The following is a 16,518-nucleotide window of genomic DNA, read 5'->3' as shown; positions in this document are numbered from 1 at the left end:
CCGCCCGGGCCCGGGCGCCCACCCGAATCGGGCAGGCATGTCGCCGGAAATCACGGCGGTGCTGCCGGGAACAACCACCGATCGTCCCGCGACCACGCTCGACCTCGACCGATATCCCCCGGGTGCCTTCGCCGCCCCGCATCGGAGAGCAGAGCACCGGACCGGATCTCAGTAGCCGCGCTCGGTATCGATCACCGCGAGCAGTTGCTCCCCGGCCGCGAAGCGTTCGACGTTTGCCGCGACATGATCTGCCAGTGCCCTGGAGAGCCCCGTGGCGGGGTTGGCGATATGCGGTGTGACCAGCGCCTTGGGCAGGGTCCACAACGGGTGATCGCCGGGTAGCGGCTCAGGGTCGGTGACGTCGAGCGCGGCGCCGCCGATCGTGTTGTCGCGTAGTGCCGCCACCAGAGCATCGGTATCGATGAGCGCACCCCGCGCCACATTCACTATCCATGCCGTCGGCTTCATCCGCGCCAGGGTTTCCGCGTCCACCAGATGCTCGGTATCCGCGGTCGCCGGGGCAGCGATCACGAAATGATCGGCCCGGGACCATATTTCGGCGGTCCGGGTCGCGTCGACGGTTTCTGCCGCACCGGGCACCGGGACACCGGACCGGGTCACCGCCAGAACCTGGGCGCCGAACGCGGTGAGCAGCGGGATCATCGCGCGGCCGATACCGCCACAGCCGACGATCGCCACCGTCGCGCCGCGCAGGGTGCCTACGCGGGCATCGAACTCTGCCTTGCGCCAGGATGTCGCCCGCGACTGTTCGGCGAGGCCGCGCACCCCCGCGAGCAACAGCAGCGTCGCATGCTCGGCGACACTGCCGGCGTACGCGCCGGCCGCGGAGGTCCAGACCCGCCGGTTGTCCACGAGTCCGGCCGCCAGCCACGATTCGATACCGGCGGAGGGCAGTTGGACCCAGCGGACCGAATCCGGGAGCCGAGCCGGGAACGTATCCGGACCCTGCGCCCAGACCACCGCGTCCGCATCGGCGAGCGGGACCAGGACGCCGCCGCCGCGCTCGATTCCAGCGGCCAGGGCGGTCTCGTGATCGGGACCCAGATGGATTCGAGGCGCATTCGTGTTCCGCACACCCCGACTATGCCCGATACATGGGATGACGACACACCGTGCGCGACTCTGCTGATACGTTCGGACAGCTGTCCAGGAAACAATCAGGAGATCGAACATGCAGGTCGCGGGAAACGTTTTCGTCGTCACCGGAGCCGGAAACGGTATCGGGCGATGCGTTGCGCTGGAACTGATCGACCGCGGGGCGATGGTGGCCGGCGCCGACCTCGACGAGCAGGCCCTGGCCCGCACCGCGGCACTGGCCGCGGATCCCACACGTTTCACCACCCACCGGCTCGATATCGCCGACCGTGACGCCGTGGCCGCGTTCCCAGGCATCGTGCTCGCCGCACACGGTCAGGTGGACGGGTTGTTCAATATCGCCGGAATCCCGCAGAACCTGCAGACCCTTGCCGAGATCAGCGACGACCGGATCGAAACCTTGATGCGTGTCAACTTCTTCGGTGCGGTGTGGATGTCGCGCGCCTTCCTCCCGCACCTAGAGGCACGCCCGGCGGGCGTCATCATGAACACCTCGAGCCTGTCGGCGATCGCCCCGTTTCCGGGCTCGGCGGTGTACGGCGCATCCAAAGCGGCACTCGCGCTGTTCAGTTACGGGCTGGCGCAGGACCTTCGCGGCAGCTCGAACGTCACCGTCACCACGGTGCTGCCCGGAACGGTGTGGACCGATCTCGTGCGCAAGGTCTCCCAGCAGATGGGGGCGCCGGAGAAACTTGCCGAGGGTTTCGCGGCGAAACCCGAGAACGTCGCGCGCCGTATGGTCGACGCGACGACCAAAGGAAAGGGCCGGGTCGTCATCGGCAAGGACGCCCACGTCTTCGATACCGTCCGGCGTTTCAGCACCCGCGCCGCCGATCGCCTCGCCTACCTGCAGGTGGGCCGGGGGGTGTACAGGAAGCGGCCCATATCTTCCCCACAGCACCAGGGCCGTGCGCCGAAACCTTGACCGCCGCCCGCGCCTCGCGGGGCACCGGCTGCCGCGGACTCGCTGCGGACCGAACTGGGATCCGGCACCGCTACTGCCGGAGAAAACACCGACCTACCTGCGGCGCAGCGGTGCCCCCAGTGGGACTCGAACCCACACTTGGCGGATTTTAAGTCCGCTGCCTCTGCCAATTGGGCTATGGGGGCGTGCGGACCACACACTACCGACTCGTACACCCGTACCGGAATACCCGGCGCAAGTGGGTCACATGGTGGGATCTGTCTGAATCGCCTGACAGGCCTCGACCAGTACGTCCGCCGCCAGCAAACCCGATTCCTCTGCCGCCTCGCGAACATCGTCCGACAGATCATAATCGGTGGTCACTGCCAGCAACGCCAATTGCAGCGCCTCGCCCAGCCGGCCCAGCCGGCGGGCGATCAGCGTCTCGTCCATTTCCGGGCCCAGGTTCTCCCAGCCCACCGGTTGCACCCCGTCGATTCGGTAGCGGCGCAGTGTGTCCTCGCCGAGCACCTTCATGAAATCCACCGCCGAGGCCATACAGCGGTTGTTCGCGACCCGGTACTCGGTGCGGTCGGCGATCTTGTCGATGAGTACCGCGACGATCGTCGCGGCCGTGAACATACCGTCGCAGACCCTGGCCGGAGCCGCTTCGGGCGGTCCGGGCGGGGCCGTGGCCAGGCCGGTGGTAACCGCGTCGATCCACTCAACCACCAGCTCTGTACCCGAGGCATCGGTTCGCTGTGGTTCGTAGACGTTCGGTTCGTCCCGGCGCCGGAACCACCGCCACGGTAGACGCATCGCCATCACCTCTGTTCGGAAGCGGCCTTGCCGAGCAGCGAATGCCGTCGGCCGTATGCGAAGTACATCACCAAACCGAGCAGCATCCAGACTACGAAACGCAGCCAGGTTTCCACGGAAAGATTCACCATCAGCCACAGGCAGGCCAGCACCGCCAGCATCGGCACCCACGGCACGAACGGAACGCGGAAACCACGCGGCAGGTCGGGGCGGGTGCGCCGCAGGACCACCACACCGATCGAAACCAGCAGGAACGCGAACAGGGTGCCGATGTTCACCATTTCCTCGAGCGTGCCGAAGTCCACGAAGCCGGCCAGGATCGCGCAGACGATGCCGACGGTGATCGTGATCCGCACCGGAGTACCGCGCGAACCGGTTTTCGCGAACCAGCGCGGGGTGAGACCGTCCCGGGACATGGCGAACAGCACCCGGGTCTGGCCCAGCAGCATCACCATGACGACGGTGGTCAGGCCGGCCAGCGCGCCGATGGAGATGATCCGGTGCGCCCAGGTGGCGCCGTGGATTTCGAAGGCGGTGGCCAGGGTGGCGTTATCACCGGCGAGTTCGGTGTAGGGCACCATCCCGGTCAGCACCACCGTCACGGCCACGTACAGGATGGTGACGACGATCAGCGAGCCGAGAATGCCGCGCGGAAGGTCGCGCTGCGGATTCTTCGTCTCCTCGGCCGCGGTCGCGACCACATCGAAGCCGATGAATGCGAAGAACACCAGGCTCGCCGCGGCGAGCAGGCCGTACCAGCCGAAGTTGGTATCCCCGCCGCCGGTCACCCAGGAGAACAGCGACTGGGTCAGCCCTTGCCCCTCCTCGGCGGGCACCGACTCCGGGATGAAGGGGGTCAGGTTTGCGGAGTCGAAGAACGTCAGGCCGACGATGATCACCAGCAGGATGACCCCGATCTTGATCGCCACGGCCACCGCCGAAACGCGCGAGGACAATTTGGTGCCGAGCGCGAGCAGCGTCGTGAGGACCGCGATGAGCAGTACCGCGCCCCAGTCGAAGGTCACTCCGCCGATATCCACGACCGCGGCACCCTGATCGAACACCTGCCCGAGATACTGCGACCATCCCTTGGAAACCACCGCGGCGGCGAGCGCGAACTCCAGCAGCAGATCCCAGCCGATGATCCACGCGGCGAGCTCGCCGAAGGTGGCGTAGGAGAACGTGTACGCGCTACCGGCCACCGGCACGGTCGAGGCGAACTCCGCGTAACACAGCGCCGTGAGACCGCACGCCACGGCGGCGAACACGAACGCCAGCGATACCGACGGCCCGGCGACATTGCCCGCGGTGCGGGCGGTCAGAGTGAAGATACCGGCGCCGATGACAACGGCGACACCGAAGATCGCGAGGTCCCATGCGGTGAGCTCCTTGCGGAGTTTCGCGCCCGGTTCGTCGGTGTCGCGGATCGACTGCTCCACCGATTTGGTACGGAACAGCGAACTGCGGCTTTTCGGGGTCGTCACGGCGGCCTCCTCGTGTTTCTGGCGCGAGTATCGGGAACGCTAGTGCACTCCCGACATATATCGGGTTATCCACGACGACAGCCCCGCAATCACCACGCCGGCCGCGATGGCCACCAGACCGGTGATCCCGAAGTAGGCGAATTCGGCATCTTGCGAGTAGAACCGGGCCAGCACGCCCGAAAGCGTGGTGCCCAGTGCCACCGACAGAAAGTAGAGCGCCATCATCTGAGCGCGGAAATGTTCGGGCGCCAGCTGAGTGGTGACCGCCAGCCCGATCGGCGAGATCAGCAACTCCGAGACCGCGAACACCGCCATGATGAACAGCACCACCAGCGCCGGCACCGCCTTACCGGTGGTTCCGGCCATCGGCACGAAAAGCAGGAACGCTGCCCCCATACCCATCACACCGAGCGCGAACTTGCGGGGCGTGCTCGGTGCCCGGTCGCCCAGTTTCGTCCACAGCAGCGCGAACAGCGGCGACAGCGCGATGATCCACACCGGTTCCACCGAGCCGATCCAGTTCGACGGCGCCGTCCAGCCGAAGATATTCCAGTTCATCCGTTCGTCGGAATACACCGCCAGCACGGTGAAAATCTGCTGGAACAAAGCCCAGAACACCACGTTCGCCAAGAACAGCGGCACGAACGCCCACACCCGGCTCCGTTCGACCGCGGTGACCCGGCGGTGGGTGAGCAGCACGGCGAAATACGCGAGCGCGGCCACCACGATGAGCGCCGTGGTGATATCCGGCAGGTTGTCGATGGTGACCAGGCCGGTCACCAGCACCCCCACGATCACCAGGATCGCGACGAGCAAAAGCCCCGCCAGCGGGCCGAGCGCGCGGCGCGGCAGCGGATCCGGTACGTCGCGGCCGGCGGTGCCGAGATTGCGCCGGAACACCACGTACTGGACCAGCCCGAGCGCCATCCCGACCGCGGCCGCCCCGAAGCCCGCGTGGAAACCCCATTCCTCCTGCAGCAGCCCGGTGAGCAGCGGGCCGACGAAGGCGCCCAGGTTGATTCCCAGATAGAACAGCGTGAAACCACCGTCGACCCGCGCGTCCCCTTTCGGGTACAGGGTGCCCAGCAGCGCGGAGGCGTTCGATTTCAAGGCGCCACTGCCCAAGGCGACGAGAACCAGACCGATGCCGACCCCGGCCAGTCCGGGGATGAGCGCGAGCGCGATATGCCCGGCCATCACCACGACCCCGCCGTAGAAGACGGTCCGTTCCATCCCGATCAGCCGGTCGGATACCCACCCGCCGAGGACGGTGCACAGATAGACCAGTCCGCCGTAGGCACCTACCAGACCGACCGCGGCGTCCTGGTCCAGCCCGAGCCCGCCCTCGGTGGTCTCGTAGTACAGGTAGTAGCCCAGGATCGTGAGCATGCCGTAGAACGAGAACCGCTCCCACAGCTCCACACCGAACAGATTGACCAGGCCGATCGGGTGCCCGAAGAAGGTCCGGCCGGGGACCGCCGTGGATGGTGCTTCCGACATCCTCCGACTGTGCCACGAACCACACCTGCCGCGCGGCATACCGCACCGAACCGATATCGCACTTTGACGCGTGCGCCCCGGAGTCAGGCGATCGACTGGGCGATACCGTCCAGGATGTCGTGTTCGCTGACGACCAGCGCCCGGATACCGGCCCGCTCGGCCAGTTCGGCCGCGAGCACCTCGGTGATCACCGCGCCGCCACCGATGACATCCACCCGGCCGGGATGCATAGGGCCCAACGCGGCCCGCTCGTCGTGATCCATCCCGATCAGCCGGTCGCAGACCGCGTTCAGTTCCGGCAGTTCGATCCGCGCGAGATGCGTTTTCGCCGAATCGTATTCGGGCAGGTCCAGGGCCACCGCGGCAAGTGTGGTCATCGTGCCGGCCACGCCGACCCAGGTGTGCGCGCCGGCCACCGGCACCCGGGCGAAGGCTTCGGTGAGGCGCTCGGCCGCGAAAGCGCGGGCCGCGGCCACCTCGTCTGCCGTCGGCGGATTTCCGTGCAGGCACCGTTCGGTGACCCGCACGCAGCCGATATCGGCCGAGAACGCCGCCCGCACACCGGCACTGTCCCCCACCACCAGTTCGGTGGAGCCGCCGCCCAGATCGACCACCACGAAGGGACCGTCCGCCGGACGCAGCTCACCCACCGCGCCCGCGAACGACAGCCGCGCCTCCTCGTCACCGGTGATCACCTCGGCCTCGGTACCCGGCACCACGCGGCCCAGTTCGGCGCGGGTCATCGCGAAGAAATCTTCCCGGTTCGACGCATCGCGGGTCGCGGAGGTGGCGACCATCCGTACTCGCCGCACCTCGTGCTCGGCCATCAGCGTCGCATAGTCGGCCAGGGCCACACGGGTGCGTTCGATCGCGGCCGGGTCGAGCCGGCCCGTCGCGTCCACACCCTTGCCCAGCCGCACGATCCGCATCTCGCGATGCACATCGGTCAGCGTGCCGTCCGGGCCGATATCGGCGATCAGCAGGCGGATGGAATTGGTGCCGCAGTCCACGGCAGCCACCCTGTCGGTCACAGTGACTCCTTCGAAGCTGGTACATGCGGTCCGCGGCGGCCGAGGTATCGCATCATGATTCGCCCTCCGACGGCACGTACCGTGGCCAGTCCGCCGGTACCGCGGTCCCGCGTAACCCGTTGTCGGCGGCCAGCGCCACCGCTTCGTCCCCGAGCGGATTCACCCCCGGTCCCTTGGCCAGCGCGTGGGCGATCAGTACGTGCAGGCATTTCACCCGGTCGGGCATACCGCCACCACTGAAATCGGTGCCCAGCGGCTCGATTTCGTCGCGCTCCGCCAGATAACTCTCGTGCGCGGCCCGGTAGGCGGCGGCCAGTTCGGGATCGGCGCCCAGGCGTTCGGTCATTCCCTTCATCACGCCCGCGGATTCCAACCGGCTGGCTTCGGCGGTGAGCCGCGGATCGGTCAGGTAGTACAGCGTCGGGAAGGGCGTCCCGTCGGGCAGTTTCGGCGCGGTCTTGACCACCGCGGGCACACCGTCGGGCGTCCGGTAGGCGATGGCGAGCACCCCGCGCGGGGCGCGGCCCAATTGTTCGGCGACGATCTGCAGATCTCGGTCGTCGGATGTGCTCACCTGGTTCCTTCCGGCTGCGGCGCGGGTGGGGCCGATTCTTCGACGGGTGGTTGTTCGGAAATACTGCGCCACAGGTCGGTGTACCAGGGATCCGGAACATCGCGCGGTGCCTGCGGGTCGGGGATGGCGGGTACCTCGATACCCGGGACCTGCACGATATAAGGAGTCTCCCCCGGCATCACCAGCCGCAACCGGTCCCGCGCCTCGGACCGGATATAGGCCGGATCCTCCTGCTGCGCGCGGCGGTCCTTCAGAACGGCGATATCGGCCTCGAGCGTCCGGCGTTCGGCCGCCAGCTGGGCGGCTTCGGAGCGCTGCGTGAAATAGGTACGCATGGGCACCGCCAGCGTCATCGCCAGCGCACACACCACCATCGCCAGAATGATCGCCTTACCGGCGGAAAGGCCCAGAATGGTCCGTTCCGACCAGTCCCGGGCCCCCGCGGTACGGCTGCGGGACCGGCGGGTGGTACGCCGCACCCGTTCGGCACCGCCGTGCACTTCAGCGGCCGGCCGCCGGGACGGCGCGCGCGACGTGCGCCGGTCACCCCGCCCGGCCGGGCTGGTCCCGCGCGCACGCCGCTCCGCCATCTTCTTGCTCAGTCCTCGAAGGTGAACCGGGGGAACGCGACATCGCCCGCGTAACGGGCCGAATCGCCCAGCGCGTCCTCGATCCGCAGCAGCTGGTTGTACTTCGCCACCCGCTCGCTGCGCGCCGGCGCACCCGTCTTGATCTGCCCGCTGCCGACGGCGACGGCCAGATCCGCGATGGTGGTGTCCTCGGTTTCACCCGACCGGTGCGACATCATCGTCTTGTACCCGTTGCGGTGCGCGAGTTCGACGGCGTCCAGGGTCTCGGTGAGCGTGCCGATCTGGTTGACCTTCACCAGCAGCGCGTTCGCGGCGCCCTTGGCGATACCGTCCTCGAGACGTTCCGGGTTGGTGACGAACAGATCGTCACCGACCAGCTGCACCTTGTCGCCGATCTCGTCGGTGAGCGCCACCCAGCCGTCCCAGTCGTCCTCCGACAGCGGGTCCTCGATGGAGACCAGCGGGTACGCGGCGCGCAGTTCGGTGTAGAACTTCGCCATCTCGGCGGCCGTGCGCGCCGAACCCTCGAACTGGTAGGCGCCGTTCTTGTAGAACTCGGTCGCCGCGACATCCAGTGCCAGCGCCACATCCCGGCCCAATTTCAGCCCGGTCTTACCGATCGCGACGCTGATCAGGTCCAGCGCCTCCCGGGTGCCGGCGACGTCCGGAGCGAACCCGCCCTCGTCACCCAGCCCGGTGGCCAGACCTTTCTCCTTCAGCACCGCCTTGAGCGCGTGATAGACCTCCGCGCCCCAGCGCAGCGATTCCTTGAACGTCGGCGCCCCGATCGGCGCCACCATGAACTCCTGCACATCCACACCGGTATCGGCGTGCGCGCCACCGTTGAGGATGTTCATCATCGGCACCGGCAGCACATGCGCGTTCGGCCCGCCGAGATAGCGGAACAGCTCCAGCCCCGACGACTCCGCCGCCGCCCGCGCCACCGCCAGCGACACACCCAGCAGCGCGTTCGCACCCAGCCGGGACTTGTCCGGGGTGCCGTCCAGATCCAGCAGCGCCTGGTCGACGGTCCGCTGTTCGACAGCGTCGAGCCCGATCACCGCCGGCGCGATCTCGTCGAGCACGCCCTCGACCGCCTTCTGCACCCCCTTACCCAGGTAGCGCTCCCCGCCGTCCCGCAGCTCCACGGCCTCGTGCTCACCGGTGGACGCACCCGACGGCACCGCGGCCCGGGTCAGTGTGCCGTCGTCGAGGGCGATCTCGACTTCGACGGTGGGGTTACCGCGCGAATCCAGGATCTCGCGAGCTCCGACCTGTTCGATGATGGCCACGAAAACAACACTCCTTCGGCTGTCGGCACGGTGTGATCAGGGAAGAGCCGTGCGATTGCGAGCCTAATGGGCCCGCTCGCACTCAGTCCATCCGCCGCCCCGCACCGCGCCGAGCTAGGCAGACGTCACGGCAACCGGTGCGCCCTCAGACCCGGCGGCCCACGCTGTAGGCGGCGGCGCGGTCACGGACGAGCTTCATATAGCTCTCCGACTGGTTGTAGGTGAACAGCGCCCGGCTCCACCCCTCCGCGGACAGCAGATTCCCGCCGCTGACACACAGATACCGGGCAGCGGTCAGCGCCGCATCGTCGATACTGTGCGGATCGGCCACCCCGTCCCCATTCGCATCCACCCCCCATTTCCGCCAGGTCTCCGGAATGAACTGCATGGGTCCGACCGCCCGGTCGAAAACCGTATCCCCATCGAACCGCCCACCATCGGTATCCCGGATCTCCGCCACTCCTGGCGACCCGTCCAGCGCAATCCCGATGATCCCCGGCTGCACCAGCCCGTCCTCCCCCACCTCGGCCCCACGATGACGACCGTGATCGCTCTCCACACTCCCGATCCCCGCCAGTGTCGTCCAAGCGATACCGCACTCGGGCCGCGACCTACCCATCACCACCGCCGCGTACCCGTACGCCTCCAACGCCGCCACCGGCATCTCCAGCCGATCCGCATGCTCCACCGCCCACCCGTTCAACAAGGCCGCGGTCCGGCCGGGAGCATCGAGATCGATCACCGGAACCGGCGCCCCGGGGCCGGGTGGGGTCCCCTCGGGAATGGGCACGAGCTCCTCACCCACCCCACACCCGGTGAGAAACAACGCGACGATCGAAGCGGCGATAACGCCGTACCTGCGGGAACGCACACCATCCATCATCCAGATCGGTGGGTCGCCGGTCGGGTACCGCGCGGATTGTGTTCGGTGTCCCACCTGGCCAGGGCGGCTATCGACCTGCACCTGCCGGCGCAGAACGCTGCCGGACTCCGGTACCGGACGGCCCGCGGCTCCCGCGGAACACCTTGGCTGTCAACCGACTACATCAATGCTGGTCGGCCGCCATACGCCGGGACTTGTCCACTTCCGGTACAAAAGGTGCAGTACGATTCCGCGAGATCGCGATCGTAGGGGGCCGCCATGCACCGACCAGTACATACTCCGCTGCGCAGATTTCGCGCGATACTGGCGGCTGGGATCCTGGCGGCGACGGTCGGGGGTTGTGGTTCGGTGGTGCCGGGCGATGCCGTCCGCGCGGCACCGGATCTTGCCGATCTCGATGTGGGGAACTACCCGATAGAACCAGTGGAATACGGAACGGCAGCGGATGAAGATGCGGCCCGCTACCGCGAAGCGCAGCGTTTGGGCGACTTTGTTGCCCTGCCGTTCGAAGCCGATCCCGCGTACGTCACGCGCATGATGGGAATGGGTGGACCGGTCGTACTCGACCGCCGAGATATGCAATCGCTGGTGATCAACGATACTTTCGACGAGGTCGCGGCCGAGCTGGTGGCAGGCTGGGTGCACACATGGTCGACCGGCGGTGAGGTCGATACATCGCAGCAGATGAGCATCGCGGTCCTGATGTTCCCGGACGCTGCGACGGCCGAATCCGTGGCAGTCGGGCTCGAACACGACGATTTCACCTTCAACACCGACAACCGGCCGGTCCAGCTCCCCGAATATCCGCATGCCAAGGCGCATTGGCGGCCTGGCATTACCTCGCTGGGAAGCTGGACCAGCCACGACCGTTATGTCACGTATATCAAGTACAACGATCTATCGGGCAGGGCCGACCTGCCGGCGATGGTGCACCGCACCGAAGCCTTGCTCGATATCCAGTTGCCGTTGCTCGACGAATTCGAGCCTACGCCCGCCGAACGCCTGAACGATGTCGAACTAGATCCGGACAACGTACTGGCATTGACGCTCCCGAAATCCGAATCACTGATTGCCACAACCGGACCGGCCGGGACCTTCCGTGGGCGCGGGGCCCTGTTCGCGCTCAGCGGAATAGAAAGCCTGGACTTTCTCGAGCAGGGGCAGATTTCCGCCATCGGAATGGCCGAATCGGTAGTAATGCGAAGCGATTCCGTCCAGGGCGCGGAAGCTTTGCTGGCCAATTTCAAGCCGAAAACGGAGTCCACCGAATCCACGCCGATCGAAACCCCCGACGGCTTCGACACCGGTCAGGTCCACTGCTACAGCAGAAAACTCGAGGAATACGAGACGAGGCCATCCAACTTCTGCCTATTTCAGACGGGAACGTTCTTCGCACAGGTAGAAGGATCACAGATTCAGGATCTACACCAGAAGACTTCGGCTCAGTATGCCTTGCTTGCAAGATAGGGGGAGACAGTGAAAGTCGCCAAGGGGAGAACCACGCATGCGATACGCTGCCTGACCGCGGCGTTGATCACCATTCTGGCTGCTGGGACGGCAACCGCGTGCTCGCAGGAAGTTTCCGGGTATCCCGAACCCGGCATGAGCCCCGTCGACCTGGCCACGCTGGATTACGGCACCTTCCCCACCGAGCCGACACCATTCGAAGTCGAAGTCAGCTCCGACTGGGACATATACGCTCTCGAGTCACGCAGGATGCTGGATTTCTTGATCTCGCCTTACACCGTGGATCCCGATCTCCGTTATCTCCGAGAGACGTCGATCCTCCGTGAGGGAACGGATACCTTGAACGATCTGACACCCGAGGAATTCGTCCCCATCGCAAACAAGAACTTTTTCGTTTCGGGCGTGGCGACAGGCCGATCCAACAACAGCCTCAGAAATCTCAAGGACACCGTTATCGGTCTCATGCGATTCGGCAACGATCATTACGCTCGCACAGCGGCCGCCGAATTCAATGCGTTTACCGAGTCCAAGTCCCCCACCCGGCAGAAGGTCGAACCGGCCGGGTACGAAGATGCCTACGCCGGCATCTCACCGGATCAGCAGAGAGCACAGCTCTACGCTGCCCACGGCCCGTATGTCATCGTCGCGGGCATCCAGGCACCGGCTACCGAAATAGACCAGACGCGTGAACGTTTGAAAAAGATTCTGGACCTACAGTCCGCTGCCTTGAACGATGTCACCCCGACTCCTCCCGACGAGATGCTGGACCTACCCACCAACCCGGAAGGCATCGTGAACCTGGCGTTGCCCAACGAGTATCAGAACCGCACCGCGTTCGACGATTCCGGCGCCTTCTCCGCGGCAGCCCATCTCCATTGGGAGTACGACGCGGCGGCAATTCCGGACTACAACGCGTACGGCGTCGATCTGGTAGCCCGCAACAACGCCATCGTCTACCGAACGGCAGGAGTTCCTCAAGCCTTTGCCCTGCAGAACGTACTCGCCCGCCCCGGCAAGTACGACAAGGAGATCGATGGACCTCCCGGACTTGCCGATGCCCGTTGCGTTCAGCGCGACGAGACCAGTCTGATGTTCGAGCCCTATTACTGCGTAGTGGTATACGACCGCTACGTCGCGCTGGTCGATGACACGGGCTATGGGGATCTGCCCTCACCGGAACTCTTTCAGTCGACGTCCGCGCAATACGCGATCCTGGCCAACAGTAGGTAACCGGCATGGCAGCGAGCATCGAGGTCGCCGTGCCGCAACGCGAGCCATGGGGCAGGATCTGTTCGACGATGCCCGATAGAACGATTGCTCACTACCCGGGCGGTCGAACCACAGGAGGTAGAGATGGCGTTACCGCCCGGGGCCGTTATCGGTGGCTACCGCATCGTACGCGTACTCGGCAGTGGCGGTATGGGTTCGGTGTACCTGGGACAGCACCCCAGCCTACCCCGTCAGGACGCGATCAAGGTCCTCAGTGAGGAACTGTCCCTCGATCCGGAGTTCCGCGCCCGCTTCGAACGCGAAGCCAACCTCACCGCCGGCCTGGACCATGCCAATATCGTCTCGGTATACAACCGCGGCGAGGAAGACAGCCGGCTGTGGATCGCGATGCAGTACGTGCCGGGCGCGGATGCCGCCGACGAGGCACGCCAAGGCCCCGCCTTCATGCCGCCGCAGCGGGCGATGCACATCATCGCCGAGGTCGGCAAAGGCCTCGACTACGCACACCGCCGCGGTTTGCTTCATCGAGACATCAAACCGGCCAACTTCTTGCTCTCCCGTTCCGCGGAGGACGAACAGGAGCGGGTCCTGCTGACAGATTTCGGCGTGGCGAAGTCTGTCAACGACAGCCAAGACCTCACCGCTACAGGCAAATTCATGGCCACCGTGGCCTACGCTTCTCCGGAGCAGCTGCTGGGGCAGCCGCTCGACCACCGGTCCGACATCTACAGCCTCGGGTGTTCGTTCTATCGGTTGCTCACCGGCCAGAACCCGTTCCCCTCGACGGTGCCGGCCGTAGTCATGATGGGCCACCTGAACGAAGCGCCGCCGCCCATCTCGTCGGTACGCCCGGACCTGCCGTCCACCCTGGACCACGTCTTCGCCAAGGTCCTCGCGAAGGATCCCGCCGACCGATACAACACCTGCGGCGAGTTCGTAAACGAAGCACAGGCAGCGCTTTTCGGACAACCCCTGTACCCCCCTCGGGCCGGGGGCAATACCACGCCACACTCCGGCTATTCGACCACGGGCGGCCCGTACACCAGCGGTTTTCCCAGTGTCCCGAGTTTTCCCGGCAATCAGGGATCCATTGTCACACAACCGCGGGACTCGTACCCTGACCACAATCTCCGACCACCGGCCGTCGAAAGGCGGCGGAGAATATTCGTCTTCGCCGCGGTCACCATTGTCGCTGTTCTTGCCGCCGTCGGTGCTGTCTTCGCGGTATCGCGCGGAAATCCCCGAGACGCGGGTGGGGCAGATCTGGCCAAGGTGCGCTCCGAACATCCCGAGTTCGCGGGTAAAACCGTAGCGGCTTTCAATTACGGGAATTCCATATTTTCCGTGGCGCTCGACGGATCTCCACAGGCAAACTTCCTGCGAGATATCGGTTTCCGTTACAGTGACGAATATCTTCCGCTCAAGAACGAGAAGTCGCCCCGCGACCTGTCACTCGCCGCATTCGATCTTCCGCAACCACTCGACTTGATCATAGTTTCGCGATCCGACAACAGTGCAGGGAACGGTGGCCTGGGCGGATTACCCAACGAGTTCCTTACTTCGTCGGCCAAGATTGTCGTTATCGATGACATAAACGCCGTGCAAGGTTTTCAGGTGTGGACCGATCAATCACCGGCAGCGATGGTCGACAAGCTGGTTCCAGCCATCGCAAATGTCGTCGATTGATCCAGAACAGGGGGAAATATCATGAAGTGGCCCAAAAAAATTGTGGTCGCAGTGGCCACCGTCGCGACAGCCGTGACGACCGGCTGCGGACAGGAGACCGAAAGCGCACCGGTCGTCGATGTTTCAGCACTGCAGCCAGGAAACTACCGGACTTCGCCACGGACGGCCGAAGAGGTACGCAAACCCGAGAACATCGACGCTCAGGAAGCACTTCGATTGGCGAAGTTCGTCCCCTTGATCATGGAAACCGAACCGAAGCTGGTATTCGGCCGAATAATAAATCAGCAGAATCTATTCACACAACTCAACCCTCCGCAGTTCACTGAAAACTTCACAGTAGACGCCCCCGGCTTTGTCGTAGGCTGGGAGACCAGGGGGCAGCGTAGGGAAGACGAACTGCACGGGCGTGCCGTAACTCTTACAGTCCTGCGGTACTCGACGCCTGACCAAGCAACCCATGCAGCGAACTACCTCGCCGATCACTATTTGAACGGGAAATACCCGCCGAAGGGTCCTATCTCCATCCCTGACTACCCCAGCGCAAGAGCATACCTCGGCCAGTACGATAGAATTTACGCTTGGATCGGCCGAGGTGAATACCTGGTCGAGATCGAAGTTGGACCGGGGGTCGATATACCGCCTGATCCAGTTCCGTTGACGAAAACCGCAAAAGCTGTTCTGGATAAGCAATTCACACGCCTCGAGGGTTATCGGCCGACACCTGCCGAGCAGCTCGATGAACTTCCAGTCGAGAATGAAGAGATTATTCGATTCACGCTGCCGGCCGGCGAAAAAGTTCCCGAGGTGGCAATCGGACCGGATGTTGCGCTCCACCTCTCCGAACGCCCCGATCTGACGAAGCGGGCTTTCGAAGACGCCGGGGTCGACCTTCTCTCTCTGGCCGGCGGCGATGCCGGCGCCACCATCTACCGGACGAGTGATTCCGCAGCGGCAGACCGACTGAAAGCCTTCTTCATCTCACAATTGGCGCCTGAGCTCCACCCGGTCGAAGCCCCTCCGGGGTTGCCGTCGGCGCACTGTGTCGAAGATCCGGAAGAAACCCAGTCATTGGCCTGCTACTTCACCAATGGCCGCTATTCGGCCTACATCAAGGATGCTACCCAGATCCAGGAATTACATCAGAAGACCGCGGCGCAGTATCTCCTCCTGAACGAGGCACCGCAGTAACGATAAAGTCCTGTGCCCCAAGCGGTTGGGCTCGAGGCACAGGACTATCGGCAGGATGACGTCACATCCACTTCGCGGCATTCTGCGCATCAGTTGTCGCCATATCGATGGCGCCGTCTTCGACTACCTTTGCGATAGCCTCGATGATGGGAAGAAGCCCGGAGTTGTCGGCGGGGTTCTCGATGGCGTTATTCCATCGTGTCTGCTTATCGAGGTAGGCCTGCTGGGCTCCGGATTCCCACTGGGCAACCAGGCCGTTCACATACCCCAGCAGCTCTTGGTGCGTCTCGGACAAGCGACCCTTCGCAGCGCGAAGGTCACCCGCCATCGCGATCAGCTGGTCCTTCGAGTAATTCACCTTCGACATGGAATGTCCTTAAGTCTGATGTGGCGGCTGGGTTCAGATATTCAAGCTGGATGCGGGTGCACCGAGGTCACCCGAGGCGCCCGCAGAGTTCAGGGCCGCCAGGTTCGCCTGTTCCTGCGCGTCGTAGCCCCGGCCGTTCTCCCGGATCTGAACAGCGATCTCGGCCAGCACACTGTTCAGCTGCTGCGCCTTCGCGTCGTAATCCCCCATGATCCGGATGAAGGCAGCAGCAGCCGCGCCTTCCCACACACCTTGAGAACCGGCGACAATGTCACGGACCCGCCCGATCTCCGACTGGATCTGCGAGTTCACGGTCTCGACATGCTTGGCAGCGGTCTCCATTGCGGCCAAATCGGCAACTACCGACATGATTCCTCCTCGTTACGA

The 16,518-nt window shown here is 64.9% G+C and carries 16 protein-coding genes and 1 tRNA gene; 5 read left to right on the top strand and 12 right to left on the bottom strand.

Translation table 11 applies throughout. The features are described 5' to 3' along the window. Positions 1-168 precede the first annotated feature (168 nt). On the bottom strand, positions 169-1,095 hold the full coding sequence (locus QH195_RS11390; RefSeq protein ID WP_432278387.1) for a D-isomer specific 2-hydroxyacid dehydrogenase family protein: 927 nt from the start codon (positions 1,093-1,095) through the stop codon (positions 169-171). Positions 1,096-1,192: 97 nt separating this feature from the next. Here QH195_RS11390 and QH195_RS11385 point away from each other — a divergent pair, with 97 nt between their 5' ends. After that, positions 1,193-2,041 carry an SDR family NAD(P)-dependent oxidoreductase gene (locus tag QH195_RS11385; protein ID WP_280435323.1) on the top strand — a complete coding sequence of 283 codons (849 nt, stop codon included), beginning with the start codon at positions 1,193-1,195 and terminating at the stop codon, positions 2,039-2,041. 111 nt (positions 2,042-2,152) lie between these two features. Here the strand turns inward: QH195_RS11385 and QH195_RS11380 are convergent. The 9 genes from QH195_RS11380 to QH195_RS11340 all read right to left on the bottom strand — a co-directional run bounded on the left by QH195_RS11380 (position 2,153) and on the right by QH195_RS11340 (position 10,190). Then, positions 2,153-2,226 (bottom strand) — tRNA-Leu (locus QH195_RS11380). A gap of 58 nt (positions 2,227-2,284) precedes the next feature. Beyond that, on the bottom strand, positions 2,285-2,839 hold the full coding sequence (locus QH195_RS11375) for a hypothetical protein (protein WP_280423023.1): 555 nt from the start codon (positions 2,837-2,839) through the stop codon (positions 2,285-2,287). Between the two features lie 5 nt (positions 2,840-2,844). Further along, positions 2,845-4,323, bottom strand: coding sequence for an amino acid permease (locus tag QH195_RS11370; protein ID WP_280435322.1), 1,479 nt, complete (start codon positions 4,321-4,323; stop codon positions 2,845-2,847). A 39-nt stretch (positions 4,324-4,362) separates the two neighbouring features. Beyond that, positions 4,363-5,823 (bottom strand): peptide MFS transporter, encoded by a 1,461-nt coding sequence (locus tag QH195_RS11365; protein ID WP_280435321.1) that lies wholly within the window; start codon positions 5,821-5,823, stop codon positions 4,363-4,365. An 83-nt stretch (positions 5,824-5,906) separates the two neighbouring features. Beyond that, positions 5,907-6,854, bottom strand: a complete 948-nt coding sequence (locus tag QH195_RS11360; RefSeq protein WP_280435320.1) for a Ppx/GppA phosphatase family protein — start codon at positions 6,852-6,854, stop codon at positions 5,907-5,909. Positions 6,855-6,906: 52 nt separating this feature from the next. Next, positions 6,907-7,428, bottom strand: a complete 522-nt coding sequence (locus tag QH195_RS11355; RefSeq protein WP_280435319.1) for a DUF501 domain-containing protein — start codon at positions 7,426-7,428, stop codon at positions 6,907-6,909. Continuing rightward, a complete protein-coding gene (locus QH195_RS11350) occupies positions 7,425-8,018 on the bottom strand; it encodes an FtsB family cell division protein (RefSeq protein ID WP_280423028.1) in 594 nt (197 codons plus the stop codon). The genes QH195_RS11355 and QH195_RS11350 overlap by 4 nt, the downstream gene beginning before the upstream one ends. 8 nt (positions 8,019-8,026) lie before the next feature. Continuing rightward, the gene (eno, locus tag QH195_RS11345) at positions 8,027-9,310 is read right to left on the bottom strand and encodes a phosphopyruvate hydratase (RefSeq protein WP_280423029.1); all 1,284 of its coding nucleotides are present in this window, start codon (positions 9,308-9,310) and stop codon (positions 8,027-8,029) included. A gap of 145 nt (positions 9,311-9,455) precedes the next feature. After that, complete coding sequence (locus QH195_RS11340; RefSeq protein WP_280435340.1) at positions 9,456-10,190, bottom strand: lytic transglycosylase domain-containing protein; 735 nt, start codon at positions 10,188-10,190, stop codon at positions 9,456-9,458. A gap of 351 nt (positions 10,191-10,541) precedes the next feature. Between QH195_RS11340 and QH195_RS11335 the strand changes: the two genes are divergently transcribed. The 4 genes from QH195_RS11335 (at position 10,542) to QH195_RS11320 (ending at position 15,764) form a co-directional block, all read left to right on the top strand. After that, positions 10,542-11,660: a DUF7373 family lipoprotein gene (locus QH195_RS11335; protein WP_280435318.1), complete on the top strand. Its 1,119-nt coding sequence runs from the start codon at positions 10,542-10,544 to the stop codon at positions 11,658-11,660. A gap of 9 nt (positions 11,661-11,669) precedes the next feature. Further along, positions 11,670-12,890 (top strand): DUF7373 family lipoprotein, encoded by a 1,221-nt coding sequence (locus tag QH195_RS11330; protein WP_280435317.1) that lies wholly within the window; start codon positions 11,670-11,672, stop codon positions 12,888-12,890. Positions 12,891-13,013: 123 nt separating this feature from the next. After that, the gene (locus QH195_RS11325; protein ID WP_280435316.1) at positions 13,014-14,576 is read left to right on the top strand and encodes a serine/threonine-protein kinase; all 1,563 of its coding nucleotides are present in this window, start codon (positions 13,014-13,016) and stop codon (positions 14,574-14,576) included. Positions 14,577-14,597: 21 nt separating this feature from the next. Continuing rightward, complete coding sequence (locus QH195_RS11320; RefSeq protein WP_280435315.1) at positions 14,598-15,764, top strand: DUF7373 family lipoprotein; 1,167 nt, start codon at positions 14,598-14,600, stop codon at positions 15,762-15,764. A gap of 61 nt (positions 15,765-15,825) precedes the next feature. On the opposite strand, the gene QH195_RS11315 is transcribed toward QH195_RS11320, so the two are convergent. Both QH195_RS11315 and QH195_RS11310 read right to left on the bottom strand, forming a co-directional pair. After that, positions 15,826-16,131, bottom strand: a complete 306-nt coding sequence (locus QH195_RS11315; RefSeq protein WP_280423035.1) for a WXG100 family type VII secretion target — start codon at positions 16,129-16,131, stop codon at positions 15,826-15,828. Between the two features lie 33 nt (positions 16,132-16,164). Then, on the bottom strand, positions 16,165-16,500 hold the full coding sequence (locus QH195_RS11310) for a WXG100 family type VII secretion target (protein WP_280423036.1): 336 nt from the start codon (positions 16,498-16,500) through the stop codon (positions 16,165-16,167). Between the last annotated feature and the right edge of the window lie 18 nt (positions 16,501-16,518).

The organism is Nocardia carnea (assembly GCF_029868855.1).
Taxonomy (GTDB): Bacteria; Actinomycetota; Actinomycetes; order Mycobacteriales; family Mycobacteriaceae; genus Nocardia; species Nocardia carnea_A.
This window is presented reverse-complemented; position numbering and strand designations above follow the sequence as displayed.

Bases quoted from the DNA above. Each gene is read 5' to 3' on its own strand.
- QH195_RS11385 (WP_280435323.1), top strand. From the start codon at position 1,193: ATGCAGGTCGCGGGAAACGTTTTCGTCGTCACCGGAGCCGGAAACGGT.
- QH195_RS11315 (WP_280423035.1), bottom strand. From the start codon at position 16,131: ATGTCGAAGGTGAATTACTCGAAGGACCAGCTGATCGCGATGGCGGGT.
- QH195_RS11340 (WP_280435340.1), bottom strand. From the start codon at position 10,190: ATGGATGGTGTGCGTTCCCGCAGGTACGGCGTTATCGCCGCTTCGATC.
- QH195_RS11365 (WP_280435321.1), bottom strand. From the start codon at position 5,823: ATGTCGGAAGCACCATCCACGGCGGTCCCCGGCCGGACCTTCTTCGGG.
- QH195_RS11325 (WP_280435316.1), top strand. From the start codon at position 13,014: ATGGCGTTACCGCCCGGGGCCGTTATCGGTGGCTACCGCATCGTACGC.
- QH195_RS11310 (WP_280423036.1), bottom strand. From the start codon at position 16,500: ATGTCGGTAGTTGCCGATTTGGCCGCAATGGAGACCGCTGCCAAGCAT.
- QH195_RS11375 (WP_280423023.1), bottom strand. From the start codon at position 2,839: ATGCGTCTACCGTGGCGGTGGTTCCGGCGCCGGGACGAACCGAACGTC.
- QH195_RS11320 (WP_280435315.1), top strand. From the start codon at position 14,598: ATGAAGTGGCCCAAAAAAATTGTGGTCGCAGTGGCCACCGTCGCGACA.
- QH195_RS11350 (WP_280423028.1), bottom strand. From the start codon at position 8,018: ATGGCGGAGCGGCGTGCGCGCGGGACCAGCCCGGCCGGGCGGGGTGAC.